Annotated in this window: 18 protein-coding genes; 7 read left to right on the top strand and 11 right to left on the bottom strand. The window is 68.2% G+C overall.

The genetic code is table 11. The features are described 5' to 3' along the window. The first annotated feature begins 152 nt into the window (after positions 1 to 152). The gene (locus tag IG196_RS03370) at positions 153 to 470 is read left to right on the top strand and encodes a DUF2917 domain-containing protein (RefSeq protein ID WP_192195025.1); all 318 of its coding nucleotides are present in this window, start codon (positions 153 to 155) and stop codon (positions 468 to 470) included. Positions 471 to 567: 97 nt separating this feature from the next. On the opposite strand, the gene IG196_RS03365 is transcribed toward IG196_RS03370, so the two are convergent. Beyond that, positions 568 to 1,002, bottom strand: coding sequence for a BLUF domain-containing protein (locus IG196_RS03365; protein WP_192195024.1), 435 nt, complete (start codon positions 1,000 to 1,002; stop codon positions 568 to 570). Positions 1,003 to 1,093: 91 nt separating this feature from the next. On the opposite strand from IG196_RS03365, the gene IG196_RS03360 reads away from it, so the two are divergent. Continuing rightward, a complete protein-coding gene (locus IG196_RS03360) occupies positions 1,094 to 1,864 on the top strand; it encodes a Crp/Fnr family transcriptional regulator (RefSeq protein WP_192195023.1) in 771 nt (256 codons plus the stop codon). Positions 1,865 to 1,883: 19 nt separating this feature from the next. Here IG196_RS03360 and IG196_RS03355 read toward each other — a convergent pair whose 3' ends face one another. Next, positions 1,884 to 2,783: a DUF6279 family lipoprotein gene (locus IG196_RS03355; RefSeq protein ID WP_225616912.1), complete on the bottom strand. Its 900-nt coding sequence runs from the start codon at positions 2,781 to 2,783 to the stop codon at positions 1,884 to 1,886. Here IG196_RS03355 and glmU point away from each other — a divergent pair. Then, positions 2,782 to 4,212, top strand: coding sequence for a bifunctional UDP-N-acetylglucosamine diphosphorylase/glucosamine-1-phosphate N-acetyltransferase GlmU (glmU, locus tag IG196_RS03350; RefSeq protein ID WP_101491145.1), 1,431 nt, complete (start codon positions 2,782 to 2,784; stop codon positions 4,210 to 4,212). The genes IG196_RS03355 and glmU overlap by 2 nt on opposite strands. A gap of 36 nt (positions 4,213 to 4,248) precedes the next feature. On the opposite strand, the gene IG196_RS03345 is transcribed toward glmU, so the two are convergent. Further along, a complete protein-coding gene (locus tag IG196_RS03345) occupies positions 4,249 to 4,587 on the bottom strand; it encodes a hypothetical protein (protein WP_192195022.1) in 339 nt (112 codons plus the stop codon). A gap of 171 nt (positions 4,588 to 4,758) precedes the next feature. Between IG196_RS03345 and IG196_RS03340 the strand changes: the two genes are divergently transcribed. After that, positions 4,759 to 6,273 (top strand): PLP-dependent aminotransferase family protein, encoded by a 1,515-nt coding sequence (locus IG196_RS03340; RefSeq protein ID WP_192195021.1) that lies wholly within the window; start codon positions 4,759 to 4,761, stop codon positions 6,271 to 6,273. Here IG196_RS03340 and IG196_RS03335 read toward each other — a convergent pair. The 8 genes from IG196_RS03335 to IG196_RS03300 all read right to left on the bottom strand — a co-directional run bounded on the left by IG196_RS03335 (position 6,246) and on the right by IG196_RS03300 (position 13,488). Continuing rightward, the gene (locus tag IG196_RS03335) at positions 6,246 to 7,172 is read right to left on the bottom strand and encodes an ROK family protein (RefSeq protein ID WP_192195020.1); all 927 of its coding nucleotides are present in this window, start codon (positions 7,170 to 7,172) and stop codon (positions 6,246 to 6,248) included. The two genes, IG196_RS03340 and IG196_RS03335, sit on opposite strands and share 28 nt — an antisense overlap. Before the next feature lie 51 nt (positions 7,173 to 7,223). Further along, the gene (locus IG196_RS03330; RefSeq protein ID WP_056575522.1) at positions 7,224 to 7,418 is read right to left on the bottom strand and encodes a DUF2905 domain-containing protein; all 195 of its coding nucleotides are present in this window, start codon (positions 7,416 to 7,418) and stop codon (positions 7,224 to 7,226) included. A gap of 10 nt (positions 7,419 to 7,428) precedes the next feature. Continuing rightward, positions 7,429 to 8,205, bottom strand: a complete 777-nt coding sequence (hisN, locus tag IG196_RS03325) for a histidinol-phosphatase (protein WP_192195019.1) — start codon at positions 8,203 to 8,205, stop codon at positions 7,429 to 7,431. 102 nt (positions 8,206 to 8,307) lie between these two features. After that, positions 8,308 to 9,177, bottom strand: coding sequence for an ABC transporter permease (locus IG196_RS03320; protein WP_192195018.1), 870 nt, complete (start codon positions 9,175 to 9,177; stop codon positions 8,308 to 8,310). Beyond that, positions 9,174 to 9,935, bottom strand: a complete 762-nt coding sequence (locus tag IG196_RS03315) for an ABC transporter ATP-binding protein (protein ID WP_192196905.1) — start codon at positions 9,933 to 9,935, stop codon at positions 9,174 to 9,176. Before IG196_RS03315 ends, IG196_RS03320 begins: the two co-directional genes overlap by 4 nt. A gap of 153 nt (positions 9,936 to 10,088) precedes the next feature. After that, positions 10,089 to 11,099, bottom strand: coding sequence for an ABC transporter substrate-binding protein (locus tag IG196_RS03310; RefSeq protein ID WP_192195017.1), 1,011 nt, complete (start codon positions 11,097 to 11,099; stop codon positions 10,089 to 10,091). A 38-nt stretch (positions 11,100 to 11,137) separates the two neighbouring features. Next, the gene (locus IG196_RS03305; protein ID WP_192195016.1) at positions 11,138 to 12,016 is read right to left on the bottom strand and encodes a TauD/TfdA dioxygenase family protein; all 879 of its coding nucleotides are present in this window, start codon (positions 12,014 to 12,016) and stop codon (positions 11,138 to 11,140) included. A gap of 359 nt (positions 12,017 to 12,375) precedes the next feature. After that, a complete protein-coding gene (locus IG196_RS03300) occupies positions 12,376 to 13,488 on the bottom strand; it encodes a class I SAM-dependent methyltransferase (RefSeq protein WP_192195015.1) in 1,113 nt (370 codons plus the stop codon). Positions 13,489 to 13,527: 39 nt separating this feature from the next. Between IG196_RS03300 and IG196_RS03295 the strand changes: the two genes are divergently transcribed. From IG196_RS03295 to ttcA, 3 genes are read left to right on the top strand one after another with little or no spacing between them, the layout of a single operon-like run. Beyond that, the gene (locus tag IG196_RS03295) at positions 13,528 to 14,310 is read left to right on the top strand and encodes an SDR family oxidoreductase (RefSeq protein WP_192195014.1); all 783 of its coding nucleotides are present in this window, start codon (positions 13,528 to 13,530) and stop codon (positions 14,308 to 14,310) included. Positions 14,311 to 14,324: 14 nt separating this feature from the next. Further along, complete coding sequence (locus IG196_RS03290) at positions 14,325 to 14,702, top strand: dihydroneopterin aldolase (protein WP_056576172.1); 378 nt, start codon at positions 14,325 to 14,327, stop codon at positions 14,700 to 14,702. A 52-nt stretch (positions 14,703 to 14,754) separates the two neighbouring features. Further along, entirely contained in the window at positions 14,755 to 15,684 is a 930-nt protein-coding gene (gene ttcA, locus IG196_RS03285) for a tRNA 2-thiocytidine(32) synthetase TtcA (RefSeq protein ID WP_192195013.1), read from the top strand. Positions 15,685 to 15,726: the final 42 nt, after the last annotated feature.

Here is a 15,726-nt window from a genome sequence, read left to right as displayed (position 1 = left end):
CCCGGCGGCCAGATCGATTGATGCGAAACGCGCATCAGTAGGCTACCTCGTTTTCATTGGACCTCCAAGGCCGCAGAAACGATCATTCATTCCCGAACTGCGCCAACCTCTCTGTCTGTCAAGGCGCTCGGATCAGCTTAGGAGTCCACACCATGTCCACCGCCGTCTGCACCAACGAATCGCTCGCTTCCCTGTCCCACGCCAACCGCACCGCGGCCATTCCGCCGGCCGTGCGCCGTGGCGCCTGGCAGATCGCGCCCGGCGAGGCGATGAGCCTGAAGGCGCGGTCGGCGAGCGTGCTGCGCGTCAAGCAGGGCCGCGTGTGGGTCACGCCCGACGCCACGGCCCATGGCCCCAGCGAAGACATCGTGCTGGCCCCGGGCGAGTCGCTCACGGTGGCCGCCGGCCAGCGCATCGTGATGGAAGCCTGGGATGGCTACGGTGCCACCTACGCGTGGGACCCGGTCTGACCGACCGCCCGCACGACTGGCACCTCCAGCACTCCTGAACCAAGGCGGCTTCGGCCGCCTTTTTCTTTGCCTGGCGCTTTTGCGCCCGCCGCCAGGTTCAGCTGCTGATGTCGAAGCTGCCGCGCAGTGCCAGGAAGTGCGCCAGCGCGGCCTCCCCGCGCAAGGCCTGCAGGGCCGAGATCGGGTCGGGGCCCTCGCACTCGGCCAAGCCCATCGCAAAGCCGGTGTAGCGCCGCTCGGCCAGCGGGCCTTCGTGGACCACCACGAGCGCCACGTGCCGCGGGTCGCGCTGCAGCCGCGCCATCAGCCCCTGTACCGCCTCGCGCGGCCCCTCGAAATGCTGGCAGAAGCACTGGCCGTCGAACACCAGCAGGCCGGAGATGCCGTCCTCGGCATTGCGCGCGCGGGCCTGGGTGACGATGGCGCCCACGGTGGCGGGCGGCAGGTCCTGCACGAGCAGGCTGCAGTAAAGGAATTCGTGCAGTTGTTCCGGTTCTGCGGTGGCTGATGCGGGTGATTGTTCTTGTGTCATTCGGTGCGGAAGGGTAATCGCTTCCGAGTCTAGGGAGCCGCCCCGCGCCCCGAAATGTCAAAAGACACAGCGCCGCAGCCTATAGTGCGGCGTGAAATTCGAGGACTATCCCGTTGCCGCCGCACCGCCCCAGGGCGCAAACGCGTGCGAGCACTGCGCCCTGCGCCGCCTCGAGGCCTTTTTGCCGGTGACAGCGCAGCAGCTCCAGGCCATCGAGTCTTTCCGCGTCGGCACCCGGCGCGTCGAGGCGGGTGGCACCGTCGTCGAGGAGCACCGGGCCAGCCCGCAGCTGTTCACGCTCTACGCGGGCTGGGCCTTCCGCTACAAAACGTTGAGCGACGGCCGCCGGCAGATCCTGGGTTTCCTGCTGCCCGGCGACTTCATCGGCCTGCAGGACGAGTTCGCCGACGGCCAGACCCACGGCGTCGAGGCCGTGACCGACGCCACGCTCTGCGCCTTTTCGCGCGACCGCCTGTGGGAGCTGTTCCACGCCGAGCCCCAGCTCGGCTACGACATCACCTGGCTCGCCGCACGCGAAGAAAAGATGGTGGACGACCACCTCGTCACCGCAGGCCGCCGCAACGCCGGCGAGCGCGTGGCGATGCTGCTCATGCACCTGTACCGCCGCGCCCAGCGCCTGGGCATGGTGCGCGACGAGTGGGTCGAGTTTCCGTTCAACCAGCAGCACATCGCCGACGCGCTCGGGCTGTCGCTGGTGCACACCAACAAGACGATGCGGCGGCTGCAGCGCCTGGGCCTGTACAAGCTCGACGGCGGCTGGCTGCGCATCCTGGAGCCGCATGCGCTCGAAACGCTGGGCGACTACTTCGAGCGCCCGCTGCGGCCGGTGCCGATGGTCTGATGGAGGCCGGCCAGTCGCCTCAGCGCGCGGCCACCAGCTGCCGCAGGTCGCTCTGGTAGGCCTGCAGCCGCCGCACCGCCTGCTCGCGCTGCGTGGCACTCGTGGTGTTGTGCAGCGCCGCCAGGTTGCGGCAGCCTTCCTGCAGCAGCGCCTGCTGCTGGTCGCGCCACGGGCCGGGCGGCGGATCGGCGATGCGCAAGATATAGGCGTGCAGCGCGGCGCGGGCCTCGGCCGGCGAGGTGCGCGGGGCACCATTGGCGCCGAGAAAGCCGCGCAGCAGCACCAGCGCCTCCTGCTGCCGCTGGCGCCGCTCCTCGTACGCCAGCTTGGGGCTGAACACCGACTGCGCCACCTGCTGGCGCAGCAGCGCGCGCTGCTCGGTCGTGAGGCGCCCGTAGAAGTCTTCCTGCCGGTCCAGGAACTGGTCGTAACGCTTGTCATGCACCTGCGCGGGGCTGCGGTCGAGCCAGTCCTTGCGGTACTCCGTGTTGTTCTTCGCGTACTTGCGCTCGAGCTGCTGCAGCTGCGCCTCGCTCAGGCTCAGCACGAGTTCGGCGCTGGCGGCCTCGGCACGCTCGGTGACGGCCAGCAGCCGCTCGCGGACCCGGTCGGCCAGCTGGCAGGCCTGGGCGGGCGTCACGTCGGCCGACGCCAGGCCCTGGGCTTCCTGCAGCAGGCCGATGACGCGCGGCAGCTCGTTCTGGCGGTGCCAGGCCAGCAGCTGGGCCAGCTCGTCGCGCACCTTCGGGGTCTGGGCGTCGTCGAAGTCGAAGTAGCCGTCGAGCCACCAATAGCTCAGCTCGGGCAGGTTGTTGTAAGCAAGCTTGACCGCGCTGCAAGCCCCCAGGGCAGCAGCCAGCAGCAGCACACCGATAATTCGGGCCAGTCCAGCACAACGAATCCGGGAAGAAAAGCGCATGAATCAGACTCCGCAGCAGAGCAACCAGGGACCGGTCGACGTCGTCATCATGGCGGCCGGCAAGGGCACGCGCATGAAGAGCAAGCTGCCCAAAGTGTTGCATCGTTTGGCCGGCCGCGCCTTGCTGGCCCACGTGACCGACACCGCCGCGCGCATCGGCGCGCGCCATGTTGTGGTCGTGACGGGCCACGGCGCCGAGCAGGTCGAGACCGCCATCAAGGCCACCGCCGTGAACGCCGCCGCCCTCGGTTTCGCGCGCCAGGAGCCCCAATTGGGCACCGGCCACGCCGTGCAGCAGGCCACGCCGCAGCTGCCGGACGACGGCACCGTGGTCATCCTGTCGGGCGACGTGCCCCTGATCGCCGAAGACACGCTGCGCACCCTCATCGCCGCCAGCGGCGGCGAGCGGCTCGCGCTGCTGACCATCGAACTCGACGACCCCACGGGCTATGGCCGCATCATCCGCACCACGGCGGGCGGTGAAGTGACGGCCATCGTCGAGCACAAGGACGCCACCGAGGCGCAGCGCGCCGTGCGCGAGATCAACAGCGGCGTGATGGCCGCACCCGCGCGCCTGCTCAAGGGCTGGCTCGCGCGGCTGGACAACAAGAACGCCCAGGGCGAGTACTACCTGACCGACATCGTGAAGTTCGCGGCCGACGACCACGTGCCGGTGGTGGCGCACGTCACGACCGACGCGCTGCAGGTGGCGGGCATCAACAGCCCGGCCCAGCTCGCGGCGCTGGAACGCGCCTGGCAGCTGCGCCAGGCCAATGCGCTGATGGAACAGGGCGTGCGCCTGGCCGACCCGGCGCGCTTCGACCTGCGCGGCACGCTGAGCTGCGGCGCCGACGTCGACATCGATGTCAACTGCGTGTTCGAAGGCACGGTGTCGCTGGGCGAAGGCGTGCGCATCGGCGCGAACTGCGTCATTGCCAACGCGCGCATCGAGGCGGGCGCGGTGATCCATCCCTTCACCCACATCGACGGCGAGAAGGCCGGCGTGACGGTGGGCGCGGGCGCGCTGGTCGGGCCCTTTGCGCGGCTGCGGCCCGGCGCCCAGCTGGGTGCCGAGGTGCACATCGGCAACTTCGTCGAGGTCAAGAACTCCACGCTGGCGGCCGGCGCCAAGGCCAACCACCTGGCCTACCTGGGCGACGCCACGGTGGGCGAGCGCGTGAACTACGGCGCGGGCAGCATCACGGCCAACTACGACGGCGCCAACAAGCACCGCACCGTGATCGAGGCCGACGTGCACGTGGGCAGCAACTGCGTGCTCGTGGCACCCGTGACGATCGGTGCGGGCGGCACCATCGGCGGCGGATCGACGGTGAACAAGTCGACCGAACCCGGCGCGCTGACCGTGGCGCGGGGCAAGCAGGTCAGCTTTGCGAACTGGAAGCGGCCGCAGAAGTTGCCGAAAAACTGACGGCGCGGGTTCGGGGCAGGCGCCCTGCCCCGGACCTCACCACCCCGTCAGCAGGCGCACGAAGCGCATCACCGGCCGCGCCTCTTCTACCGGCGCCGTGGCCCGCGCGGCCCGCACCGGCGCATGCACCCGCAGGTGCACCGGCGTGATCGCCGACACCTCGATCCACCCGCCCTGCGGCACGCAGTGCACGTCGCCTTCGCCGAGCAGCGTCTCGGTCATGAACACCCTCTCGCCCAGCCAGCCGGGTGGCGACACCACGCGGGCGCGGCCTTCGGCCAGCTGAAGCCAGGCGCCCGCATCGACGGCGGTGCGCAGCGACTGGCCGGGTTCGAGGACGATGGAATCGGGCGCTTCGCAGAGGGTGGTGATCATGGCGGACCTCGGATGGATGAGGCTTCATCGTAGGAATTTCGCCGCCCAAAAAACAGGCACACCCGATGGCTATTGCGACCGGAACAGTCAGGCCGTCGCGCCATCTGTTATGGTCTTTTTCCCGAGCAACTGCATCTGTTTTCAGATGCCCGATGCGGGGAACATCGACCCATGGACTCGCTACCGCTCTACCGCCAGCTCGCGGCGCACTACGTCGACGCGATCCACGCCGGTTCGCTCAAGGCCGGCGACAAGCTCCCGTCGCTGCGCAGCCTGATGCGGCTGCACGACATCAGCCTCTCGACCGCGCTGCAGGTCTGCCGCGCCATGGAGAGCGAAGGCTGGGTCGAGGCGCGCGACCGCTCCGGCTACTTCGTGCGCCGCCCGCAGCGGCTGGCCATCGCGGCGATGGAAGAACCTGTTTCGGGCCTGCCGCCCGACCCGGCGCAGTTCGTCAACATGCGCACGCGCATGGCCAACTTCATGGCGCGCGGACGGCTCAACGACGTGAAGCTCAACTTCGCGATCTCGCGCGCCGCCCCCGAGCTCTACCCGGCCGAGGCGCTGCGCAACGCCATGACGCGCGCGCTGCGCCAGCGCCCCGAGCTGCTGACCACCGCCTCGTCGCAAAAAGGCCACGAGCAGTTCCGCCAGGTCGTGGCCCAGCGCAACCTGCGCGTGGGCATGACCGTGGCGCCCGACGACGTGCTGGTCACCAACGGCTGCATCGAGGCGCTGAACCTCGCACTGCGCGCCATCGCCAAGCCCGGCGACACCGTCGCCGTCGAATCGCCCACCTTCTACGGCCTGCTGCAGGTACTCGAAAGCCTGGGCCTGCGCGGACTGGAGATTCCCACCAGCCCGCAGACCGGCATTTCGCTGGAAGCGCTCGACCTGGCCATCCACACCTACGACGACATCAAGGCCGTGGTGGTCGTGCCGCACCTGCAGAACCCCATCGGCAGCGTGATGCCCGACGCCCACAAGCAACGGCTGGTGCAGATGTGCGAAAGCCACGGCATCGCGCTGGTCGAGGACGACACCTACAGCGACCTGGTGGAAACCGAGGTGCCGCTGCGCGCCATCAAGTCCTGGGACCGCACGGGCAACGTGGTGTATTGCGCCTCGCTGCACAAGGTGCTGGCGCCGGGCCTGCGGCTGGGCTGGATCACGGCCGGGCGCTGGCATGCGCAGGTCGAAATGCTCAAGTACGCGCAGACGCGCAACAACGAGGCGCTGGCGCAGATCGCCGCGGGCGAGATCATTGCCAGCGGCGGCTACGACCGCCACCTGCGCCGACTGCGCGAACGCCTGCACACGCAGCGCGACCAGACGGCCGACGCCATCGCCCGCTACTTCCCGGCCGGCACCCGGCTCAACCTGCCGCGCGGTGGCTTCCAGTTGTGGGTGGAGCTGCCCGATCGGCTGTCGTCGGTGGCGGTGTTCGAGGCGGCCCTGCGCGAGCACATGCTGGTGGCGCCGGGCGCGCAGTTCTCGAACGCCTCGCGCTTCGACCACTACCTGCGCATCAACTGCGGCTGGCCCTTCAGCGAAGCGGTCGATGCGGGGCTGCGGCGGCTCGGGCGGATCGTCGAGGAAGGCTGCGCCGCGCAGAAGAACCAGCCGGCGACGCTGGTGCGGTCGCCGCGCGCCGCAACTCAGTCGAGCAGCGCCAGGGCCGCGTAGTCGCCCACCTTGTCGCCGAGCCCGGCGGGCACCAGCAGCACGCCGCGCGTGAGCGGCAGCAGCTTGCCGTCGACCTGCGCCTGCAGCCGCGGCAGCACGAAGTCGCGGTGGTGCCAGAACACGCTGCCGCCCAGGCTGATGCGCTGCAGGTCGAGCGTGATGACCAGGTTGTAGAGCATGCGGCCGATCACGCGGCACAGCGCATCGGCCTTCGCGAGTGCAGCGGCGTCACCGGCTGCGGCGGCCGTGAACAGATCGGCCGCGGGTTGGCCGAAGCGGTGCGCGATCGAGTTGCCACCCGCCAGCGCTTCCACGTCGCCCAGGTTGCCGCAGCCGCACAGCGCGCCACTGTCGTCGTCGACCACGAAGCTGTGGCCCGCATGGCCGGCGTTGCCGTTCTTGCCGCGCAGCGCCTTGCCGTCGACGCACAGGCCCACGCCCACGCCGGTGCTCCAGGTCGCGTAGGCGCAGTTGTCGAGCCCCTTCAGCGCGCCCCAGTGGCGCTCGGCCTCGAGCGCGGCCACGGCGTCGTTCTCGACGCGCACGCGGGCGAAGCGGCGCGCCAGCGGCGCCTCGACGATGGCCGTCATCCAGTCGTTGGGCAGCCCGCGCGAGGGGCCGGCGATGCCGCCGCAGATGTTGGGCGTGGCCAGCTCGACCATGCCGTCGTGCAGCTCGAAGGGTCCGGTCGACGACACACCCACGCGGTCGATGCTCGCCGGATCGACGCCCTGCTCGGCGCAGACCTCGTCGATGAGCCGCAGGATCTGCACCGCCACGGCGTCGTTGCTGCCGGTCTTGGCGGTGGGCTCGCTGCGGCGGCCGATCAATGGCGCGTCGCTCGAAGCGGAAAGGCTCACGGCGACCTTGGTGCCGCCGATGTCTACGCAGGCTCTCATTGCGGGGTTCTCTTCTTTCTCAAGTGCTTCTCAGGCGTCGCCGCACCGTGCTCAGAGCAGCCGCGCCACCAGCGCCGCGATCATGCTGAGCACCACCGTGCTCGCGATCGGCAGCTGCCAGTCGCGGCCGAAGGCGCGAAACTCGAAATCGCCGGGCAGCCGTCCGAAGCCGAAGCGGCGCAGCCAGGCGGTCAGGCCGCTCATGAGCACCAGCGCAAGGACTACGACGATCAGCCAGCGGAACATGGAAAACAGTCTAGGCGGCCAACACGGCCAGGGCTTGTCGGTGAAGTTCGGGTGTGGCTGCAGCGATCACGCGCTGATCGGGATTCAGCCCCAGCGGCCGGCCCTCCCAATCGGTGACGACGCCGCCTGCGGCCTCGATCAGACCCGCCGGGCCCAGGAAGTCGTAGGGCTGCAGGCCTGTCTCGACCACAAGGTCGATGGTGCCGCCTGCCAATTGGGCGTAGCCGTAGCAGTCGCCGCCGAAACGGCGCATCGCGCACTGGCGGCTCAGGCGGTCGAAGGCGCTCCAGTCGGCCGGCGAGAAGATGTCGGGCGAGGTGGTGACGATGCGGGCCTTGGCGATCTCGGTGCAGCCGCTCACGCGCACGGGCTGGCCGTCGCGCGTCGCGCCCTTGCCCGCTTCGCCCACCCAGCGCTCCTTGAGCACCGGCATGTCGACCATGCCGAACACCACGCGACCGCCCTGCAGCACGCCGATGAGCGTGCCCCACAGCGGCGAGCCGGTGATGAAGCTGCGCGTGCCGTCGATCGGGTCGAGCACCCAAACGCGGTCGGCGTCGAGCCGCTCGGGGCCGTGCTCTTCGCCGAAGATGCCGTCGGTGGGCACGCGTGCGCCGAGGATCTCGCGCATGGCGGTTTCGGCGGCGCGGTCGGCCAGCGTGACCGGGCTTTCGTCGGCCTTGGTGATGATGTCCAGCGGCGTGCGGAAGTAGCGCATCGACTGGGCGGCGGCGGCATCGGCCAGCGCACCGGCGATCGAAGAAAGGTCGGGGGCGGAAGAGCTCATGGGAAGGAGAACGCGTGCCAAAAGCTGCGATTAGACCCGAGCCCGCACCCGTTTCGCCATCGCCGGGGCATTCGTGCGCTCCGCCCCTTCACGCGCTTGCTGTCAGCGCTGCTGGCCCCAGCGCCGCACCGTGAGCCGCTCCAGCGTGCGAAAGCCCAGGCTTTCCACCAGCAGGCCGATCAGCACCACCATTGCCAGGCCTGCGAACACGCGGTCGGTGTAGAGCTCGTTGCGATTCTGGAAGATGTACCAGCCCAGTCCGCCCTTGCCCGACGAGGCGCCGAACACCAGCTCGGCCGCGATCAGCGTGCGCCACGCAAAGGCCCAGCCGATCTTCAGCCCCGACAGGATCGACGGCAGCGCGGCCGGCACGAGGATCTGCAGCACGTAGCGCAGCCCCGTCAGGCCGTAGTTGCGCCCCGCCATGCGCAGCGTCTCGGGCACGCCCTGAAAGCCCGCATAGGTGTTGAGCGCCAGCGGCCACAGCACCGAATGGATCAGCACGAACACCAGGCTGCCGCGCCCGAGCCCGAACCACAGCAGCGCCAACGGCAGCAGCGCGATCGCGGGCAGCGGGTTGAACATCGAAGTCAGCGTGTCCAGCAGGTCGCGCCCGATGCGCGTGGACACCGCCAATGTGGTGAGCCCGAAGGCCAGCAACACGCCCGCGAGGTAGCCCTGCAGCAGCACCGCGAGCGAGATGCGCACCTTCTCGACCAGCTCGCCGCTGGCCAGCCCTTCGACCAATGCGCGGGCGGTGGCGGTGAAGGTGGGCAGCAGCAGGTCGTTGTCCTGCCAACGCGCCGCCAGCTCCCACAGCACGGCGATGACCGCGAGGATCAGGCCCTTGCGCAGCCAGGTGTGCGAGGCGAGGCGCGTGGCCAGTGGCAGCGCGCGTTCGACCGGCAGCTCGGTGAAAGGCTCGAGCGTGCGTTCGTATTCGGGGCGGATGGGTGGCGTCAGGGTGCTCATGGTGTGCCCTGTTCTTCCTCGAACAGCATGTCGTGGATGCGCCGCGCAGTCGCCTGGAAGTCCGCACCGCCCAGACTCTCAAGCGAATAGCCGTGGCTGTTCATTTCGGCGCGCATGCGCCCCGGATGCGGCGACAGCAGCGCCACGCGGTTGCCCACCACCAGCGCCTCTTCGATCGAGTGCGTGACGAACAGCAGCGTGAAGCGCACCTCGTCCCACAGTTCGAGCAGCTCCTGCTGCATGCGGCGGCGCGTGAGCGCGTCGAGCGCGGCAAAGGGCTCGTCCATCAACAGCACGCGCGGCTGCATCGCCAGCGCACGCGCAATCGCCACGCGCTGCTTCATGCCGCCCGAGAGCTGGTGCGGGTGCACGTCGGCGAACTTCGAGAGACCCACCTTGTCCAGGTAATGCAGCGCGCGCTCGGCCGCCTCCTTGCGGCCCAGTGTGCGCGAAGCGAGCAGCGGGAACATCACGTTCTGCTTCACCGTCTTCCACGGCGGCAACTGGTCGAACTCCTGGAACACGACGATGCGGTCGGGGCCCGGCTGCGACACGCGCCGGCCGTCGAGCCGGATCTCGCCCTCGACCGGCGGGATGAACCCGGCCACGGCCTTGAGCAGCGTCGACTTGCCGCAGCCCGAAGGCCCGAGCAGCACGAAGCGGTCGGCGGCGTGCACGTCGAAGCTCACGCGGTGCGTGGCGCGGACGACGCGCTCGGGGGTGCGGTACTCGAGGCTGACGTTGTCGACCTGCAGCAGCGGCGCCGTGTCTGTGTCTTGCCCCCTCTCCCGCGCGCGGGAGAGGGTTGGGGTGAGGGCTGCCGACGATGCCGAAGGCTCCCCCCTCACCCCCGCCCTCTCCCGATGGGAGAGGGAGTCAATCCCCGAAGGCAAGGCGACCGTGGGGCTCACTCAATTCCCCGAAGCCGTGTGCGCATCGTCGAAGAAATAGTCCTTCACCGACGCCGGCTTGTTCTTGATCGCACCCACGCGGTGCATGAACTCCGCGAACACGTAGGTGTTCTGCGGCGCGGTCTTGAATTGCACCTCGGGGTTCTTGATGATCTTCAGCAGCAGCTCACGGTCGAGCTTCGCGTTGCTCACCTTCAGGTAGATGTCGGCCGCCTTCTCGGGATTGGCCGTGACGAACTTCGCCGCCTCGTCGAGCGCATCGACGAATGCCTTGTAGGTCTTCGGGTTCTCATTGCGGAATTTCTCGGTCGCGTACAGCACCGTGGCCGACGACGGCCCGCCCAGCACCTGGTACGAGTTCAGCACGATGCGCGCGTTCGGGTTGCTCGCGAGCTCCTGCTCCTGGAACGGCGGATTGCCGAAGTGCCCCGTGATCTCCGTGCCGCCCTTGATGATGGCCGCGGCCGCATCGGGGTGCGGCAGCGCCACGCTGATCTTGTCGAGCCGGTTGAACTCCTTGTCGCCCCACAGCTTGGCCGACGCGATCTGCAGCACCCGCGACTGCACCGACACGCCCACCGCAGGCAGCGCGATGCGGTCCTTCTCCGTGAAGTCGGCGATCGTCTTCACGTTCGGGTTGTTGCTCACCAGGTAGTACGGGAAGTTGCCCAGCGAGGCCACACCCTTCACGTTCTGCTTGCCCTTGGTGCGGTCCCACAGCGTGAGCAGCGGCCCCACACCCGCGCCCGCGATCTCGATGTTCCCCGACAGCAGCGCGTCGTTCACCGCCGACCCGCCCGAGAGCTTGACCCACTCCACCTTCGCATCCACCCCCGCGGCCTTCGCGTGCTTCTCGATCAGCTTCTGCTCCTGCGCCACGTTGAGCAGCAGGTAGACGATGCCGAACTGCTCGGCAATGCGGATCTGCCCTTCGGCCTGCGCGGCCAGGCTGCCAGCGAGAAGGCCGAGGCCGGTGACGAGCGCGGCGGCGCGGCGTGTGAAGCGGTTCATTGGAAAGTCCGAGAGAAAGAAGAAAGGAAAGAAGGGAATCAGAAAGGCGTATCGCCCACGACCGTGGTGCGGTTGAGCCGGCGGCGCAGGTGATCGGGCGTGCCCGCCGCGAGGTGCATCAGCGAGCGGTTGTCCCAGAACACCAGGTCGTGCGGCGCCCACGCGTGGCGGTACACGAACTCGGGCTTCACGCTGTGCACGAACAGCTCCGCCAGCAGCGCGTCGCTCTCGTCCTGCGGCAGCCCGACGATGCGCGTCGTGAAGTGCTCGCTGACGAACAGCGCCTTGCGCCCCGTCTCCGGGTGCGTGCGCACCACAGGCTGCACTGCGGGCGCGACCTGGTCGACCTGCGCTTGTGACAGCTTGGGCCGCCACGGATTCTTCGCACGCAACTCCTCGTACTTCGCGAGGTAGCTGTGCTCCGCCTTCAGCGGCAGGATGCGTTGCTGCAGTTCAGGGCTCAGCGCGTCCCACGCCAGGTGCTGGTCGGCAAACAGCGTGTCCCCGCCTTCGCTCGGCAGCTCTTGCGCGTGCAGCAGCGAGCCGAGGCTGGGCTTGGGCTTGTACGAAATGTCGGAGTGCCAGTACACGCCCGCATCGCCGAGCCCGATCGGCTCGCCGTTCTCCTTGATGTTCGAAACGATCAGGATCTCGGGGTGGTTCTCCAGCTGGAACTGGTGCAGCACATGGATCTCGAGCGGCCCGAAGCGGCGGCTGAAGTCGATGTGCTGTGCGGGCGTGATGCGCTGGTCGCGAAAGACCAGCACATGGTGGTCGAGGTGCGCGCGGTGGATGCGCTGGAAGTCGGCAGCGTTGATCGGCTCAGCAATGTCGAGCCCGACGATCTCCGCACCGACCGGCGCATCGAAAGGCCGCACCTCGAAGGTGGGGGTTGCGCGAGAAAGAACGGCAGTCATGCCGCCAATGTAGGAGCGCAAGCAGCGTTCCCCAACGAAGTCTTTGTTGCTTGCTTATGACCAAGTCTTCTCGTTGAAAGCACAAGCCCCAGGACCGAGCGCAGCGATGGCCCGCCCAGTCCCCAAACCCCTCTGGCTGCGCCGAGGAGCGCAGCGTTTCGCGGATCAGGGCTCGCAGCTGTTTGAGCCGCAGGCGAGTTCTGCGAGACCCCGCGAAACGCGAGCACCGCAGGTTGCCCGCAGCGAAGCGGAGGGACGCAGACAGTGGGGTCGCCTTTTCTTTGCTTACTTTCTTTTGGCGAAGCAAAAGAAAGTGAGTCCGCCGCCGGGCGGAACTCCCGGCCTCGGGAAGTAAACCCTCAGAGGGTGTGACTCCGATCCCCTTCAGAGAACCCCACAGCGTCCCAAGGCTCCCCAACAGCAAACCCCACCACCTTAAACAACTCCCCCATCTCATGCTCATGAATCAACCGAGCCGCCATCCCCCGCTGCCCCACAGTCCCTCGCTCCATCAACCCCAACATCCCGCAGTTCAAAAGAAACCGAGCCTGGCTCGTGTAGCCAAGAACAGAAAGCCCCGCCTCCTGCCCCGCCACAGCAATCCCCGTGAAGTCGACGTGCGCCGTGATGTCCTTGTACCCCACCTCCGACAGCGGATCGCCATCCGCCTGGTGCCCCCGGTGGCACATCACCGTCCCCATGTGCCGTTGCGGGTGGTAGTACTCCCCCTCGGGAAACCCATAGTCGATGAGAAAAGCCGCCCCCTTCTCGAGCCGGTCCGCCAGCGTCGCGATAAAAGCCTGAGCCTGCGGATGCACCTCGGTCAGGTAGTCATGCACCCCCACCACCTCGACCGGCGGCCGAAGATCAGTCGCCCGGTCCGCCCAGGTCCACCTATCCCCCGCCGGATTGCGCACCACCCCCCGCTCGAACCACGCCCCCTTCACCCGCGCCAGCAGCTGCACCGGCATCGCATCGAGCACTTCATTACCGACCACCACACCCGCCATGGACTCAGGCAATTCCCCAAGCCATTCGACCCGCCCCGCATGCCCCGCCAGCGCCTGCTGCTGCCGCTCACGCAAGGTGCCCGACAGATCGACGATGCGATAGCGCACATCGCTGCGTCCCATCTCGCCCAGCGCATGCAGCAGCTGCACCGCCAGCGCCCCCGAGCCCGCGCCGAATTCCCACACCGTGTCGGTGCCGGTTTTCTCCAGCGCTTCGAGCACCTGCACTGCGAGCGTGTGGCCGAACATCGGCGTCAGCTCGGGCGCGGTCACGAAGTCGCTGCCGGATGAGGGCATGTGGCCGAACTTGGCCGAGGTGTTGGCGTAGTAGCCGAGCCCCGGCGCATACAGGGCCAGGGCCATGAAGCGGTCGAAGCCGATCCATCCGCCCGCACGTTCGACAGAACGGGTAATCAGATGGTCGAGGGCGATGGGTAAACTGTTTGTCGTTGGCGTCGTCACGGCGCCATTGTCCTCTTCCTCCTCGTTTTCTTCCCTCGCATGAGTGCCATCCCACCCTCCTCCCCCGATCGCCGCCGCACCGTCCTCGTCACGGGCGCAGGCCGCCGGCTGGGCCGCGAGATCGCGCTGGCGCTCGCGGCGGGCGGCTGGCAGGTGGCGGTGCATTACCGCAGCTCGCGCGCCGAGGCCGAGCAGACCGTGGCCGACTGCGCCGCGCGCTCGGGCGACTCGGCGCTGTTCGAGGCCGACCTGGCCGACGAGCAGGCCACGCGCGCGCTGCTGCCGCGCGTGGCGGCGCGCTTTCGCGCTGTGGATGCGGTCGTGCACAGCGCCGCCCTCTTCGAACACGACGACGCCGCCAGCTTCAGCTACGCGCTCATGGAGCGCCACGCGCGCAGCAACACGGGCGCGGCCATCCTGCTGGCGCAGGCGCTGCACGACCACCTGGCCCGGCGCGACGCGCAGGGCGCCGTGGTGCACCTGCTCGACCAGAAGCTCTGGAACCCGAACCCCGACTTCCTGAGCTACACGCTCTCCAAGGCCGCGCTCGAAGCCGCCACACCCATGCTGGCACTGGCGCTGGCGCCGCGCGTGCGCGTGGTGGGCGTGGCGCCCGGCCTCACGCTGGCGAGCCACATGCTCGACGACGACAAATTTGCGCAGCTGCACAAGCTGTCGCCGCTGGGCCGCTCGTCCACATCGGAAGACGTGGCCGCCACCGTGAAGTTCGCGCTGGAAAACAGCTCGATCACCGGCACCACGCTGCTCGTCGACGGCGGCCAGCACCTCATGAAATTCGAGCGCGACTTCTCGCTCATGTGACGAGCACCACCACCATGTCCACGAACACACCGCACGGCCACCAGACACTCACCCTCCAGGGCCTGCGCTTCGACGCCAACCTGGGCATCCTGGAGCAGGAAAAAACCGCGCCCCAACCGATCCTGGTGGACGCCGAACTCAACCTCGGCCCGCAGCCGCTGCTGCCGCAGGACGATGACATCTTCCACGTGCTGGACTACCGCAAGGTGCGCCGCATCATCATCGACGAGTGCACCGCCGAGCACGTCAACCTGCTCGAAAGCCTGATCGGCAAGCTCGCGCAGCGCCTGCTGCAGCTGCCCGGCGTGCGGGGCGTGCGCGTGAAGATTGCCAAGCTCGAAATCTTCGACGACTGCGAAGTCGCCATCCGCATCGAAGCCGGGGAATGGTGATCCAAGGCAAAATCGGGGGTCTTTCCCCCGATTTGCCCGAAGTAGCCACCCAATGAACGCCGTCTGGATCGACGAAACGCCCGAAGCCGGCGCGCCCCCCAACTCGCTCAAGATCGAGCGCGAGACGCACAAGCTCGAGAAGCGCCTGTGCCGCCAGGTCGGCCAGGCCATCGTCGACTACAACATGATCGAAGAGGGCGACAAGGTCATGGTGTGCGTCTCGGGCGGCAAGGACAGCTACGCGCTGCTCGACATCCTGCTCAAGATGAAGGCGCGCGCGCCCATCCACTTCGACATCGTCGCGGTCAACCTCGACCAGAAGCAGCCCGGCTTTCCCGAAGAGGTGCTGCCCAAGTACCTGAGCGACCTGGGTGTGGCCTTCCACATCGAGAACCAGGACACCTACAGCATCGTCAAGCGCGTGATCCCCGAGGGCAAGACCACCTGCGGCCTGTGCAGCCGGCTGCGCCGCGGCATCCTGTACCGCGTGGCCGACGAACTGGGCGCCACCAAGGTCGCGCTGGGTCACCACCGCGACGACATGCTGCAGACCTTCTTCCTCAACATGTTCTTCGGCGGCAAGTTGAAGAGCATGCCGCCCAAGCTGGTGAGCGACGACGGCAAGCACATCGTGATCCGCCCGCTGGCCTACGTGGCCGAAAAAGACACGGTGCGCTGGGCCCAGCACCGCGAGTTCCCGATCATTCCCTGCACGCTGTGCGGCAGCCAGGAAAACCTGCAGCGCAAGCAGGTCGGCGAAATGCTGCGCGAGTGGGACAAGAAGTACCCCGGCCGCGTCGAAAACATGTTCACCGCACTGCAGAACGTCGTGCCTTCGCACCTGCTCGACGGAACGCTGCACAACTTCAAGGGTCTGAAGGCGACGGGCGTGGCCGACGAGAACGGCGACAAGGCCTTCGACACGCCCGCTTTCGACCTGCTCTCCCAGGCACCCTCAGCCCTGCGCATCGTCCAGGGCTGACTCGGGCAACCCAGGGGACTTTGAGGGCCAGAGGCCCGGAGA

The sequence above is a fragment of the Variovorax sp. 38R genome (genome assembly GCF_014843395.1).
GTDB lineage: Bacteria > Pseudomonadota > Gammaproteobacteria > Burkholderiales > Burkholderiaceae_C > Variovorax > Variovorax paradoxus_H.
The sequence above is the reverse complement of the archived record's forward strand: the minus strand, read 5'-3'. Positions and strand labels throughout refer to the sequence as shown.

What these genes read in the sequence shown, in the direction of transcription:
- IG196_RS03320 (WP_192195018.1), bottom strand. Translation starts at nt 9,177, where the DNA reads ATGAGCACCCTGACGCCACCCATCCGCCCCGAATACGAACGCACGCTC.
- hisN (WP_192195019.1), bottom strand. Translation starts at nt 8,205, where the DNA reads ATGAGCTCTTCCGCCCCCGACCTTTCTTCGATCGCCGGTGCGCTGGCC.
- IG196_RS03340 (WP_192195021.1), top strand. Translation starts at nt 4,759, where the DNA reads ATGGACTCGCTACCGCTCTACCGCCAGCTCGCGGCGCACTACGTCGAC.
- IG196_RS03355 (WP_225616912.1), bottom strand. Translation starts at nt 2,783, where the DNA reads ATGCGCTTTTCTTCCCGGATTCGTTGTGCTGGACTGGCCCGAATTATC.
- IG196_RS03330 (WP_056575522.1), bottom strand. Translation starts at nt 7,418, where the DNA reads ATGTTCCGCTGGCTGATCGTCGTAGTCCTTGCGCTGGTGCTCATGAGC.
- IG196_RS03305 (WP_192195016.1), bottom strand. Translation starts at nt 12,016, where the DNA reads ATGACTGCCGTTCTTTCTCGCGCAACCCCCACCTTCGAGGTGCGGCCT.
- IG196_RS03310 (WP_192195017.1), bottom strand. Translation starts at nt 11,099, where the DNA reads ATGAACCGCTTCACACGCCGCGCCGCCGCGCTCGTCACCGGCCTCGGC.
- ttcA (WP_192195013.1), top strand. Translation starts at nt 14,755, where the DNA reads ATGAACGCCGTCTGGATCGACGAAACGCCCGAAGCCGGCGCGCCCCCC.
- IG196_RS03370 (WP_192195025.1), top strand. Translation starts at nt 153, where the DNA reads ATGTCCACCGCCGTCTGCACCAACGAATCGCTCGCTTCCCTGTCCCAC.
- glmU (WP_101491145.1), top strand. Translation starts at nt 2,782, where the DNA reads ATGAATCAGACTCCGCAGCAGAGCAACCAGGGACCGGTCGACGTCGTC.
- IG196_RS03345 (WP_192195022.1), bottom strand. Translation starts at nt 4,587, where the DNA reads ATGATCACCACCCTCTGCGAAGCGCCCGATTCCATCGTCCTCGAACCC.
- IG196_RS03295 (WP_192195014.1), top strand. Translation starts at nt 13,528, where the DNA reads ATGAGTGCCATCCCACCCTCCTCCCCCGATCGCCGCCGCACCGTCCTC.
- IG196_RS03290 (WP_056576172.1), top strand. Translation starts at nt 14,325, where the DNA reads ATGTCCACGAACACACCGCACGGCCACCAGACACTCACCCTCCAGGGC.
- IG196_RS03365 (WP_192195024.1), bottom strand. Translation starts at nt 1,002, where the DNA reads ATGACACAAGAACAATCACCCGCATCAGCCACCGCAGAACCGGAACAA.
- IG196_RS03335 (WP_192195020.1), bottom strand. Translation starts at nt 7,172, where the DNA reads ATGAGAGCCTGCGTAGACATCGGCGGCACCAAGGTCGCCGTGAGCCTT.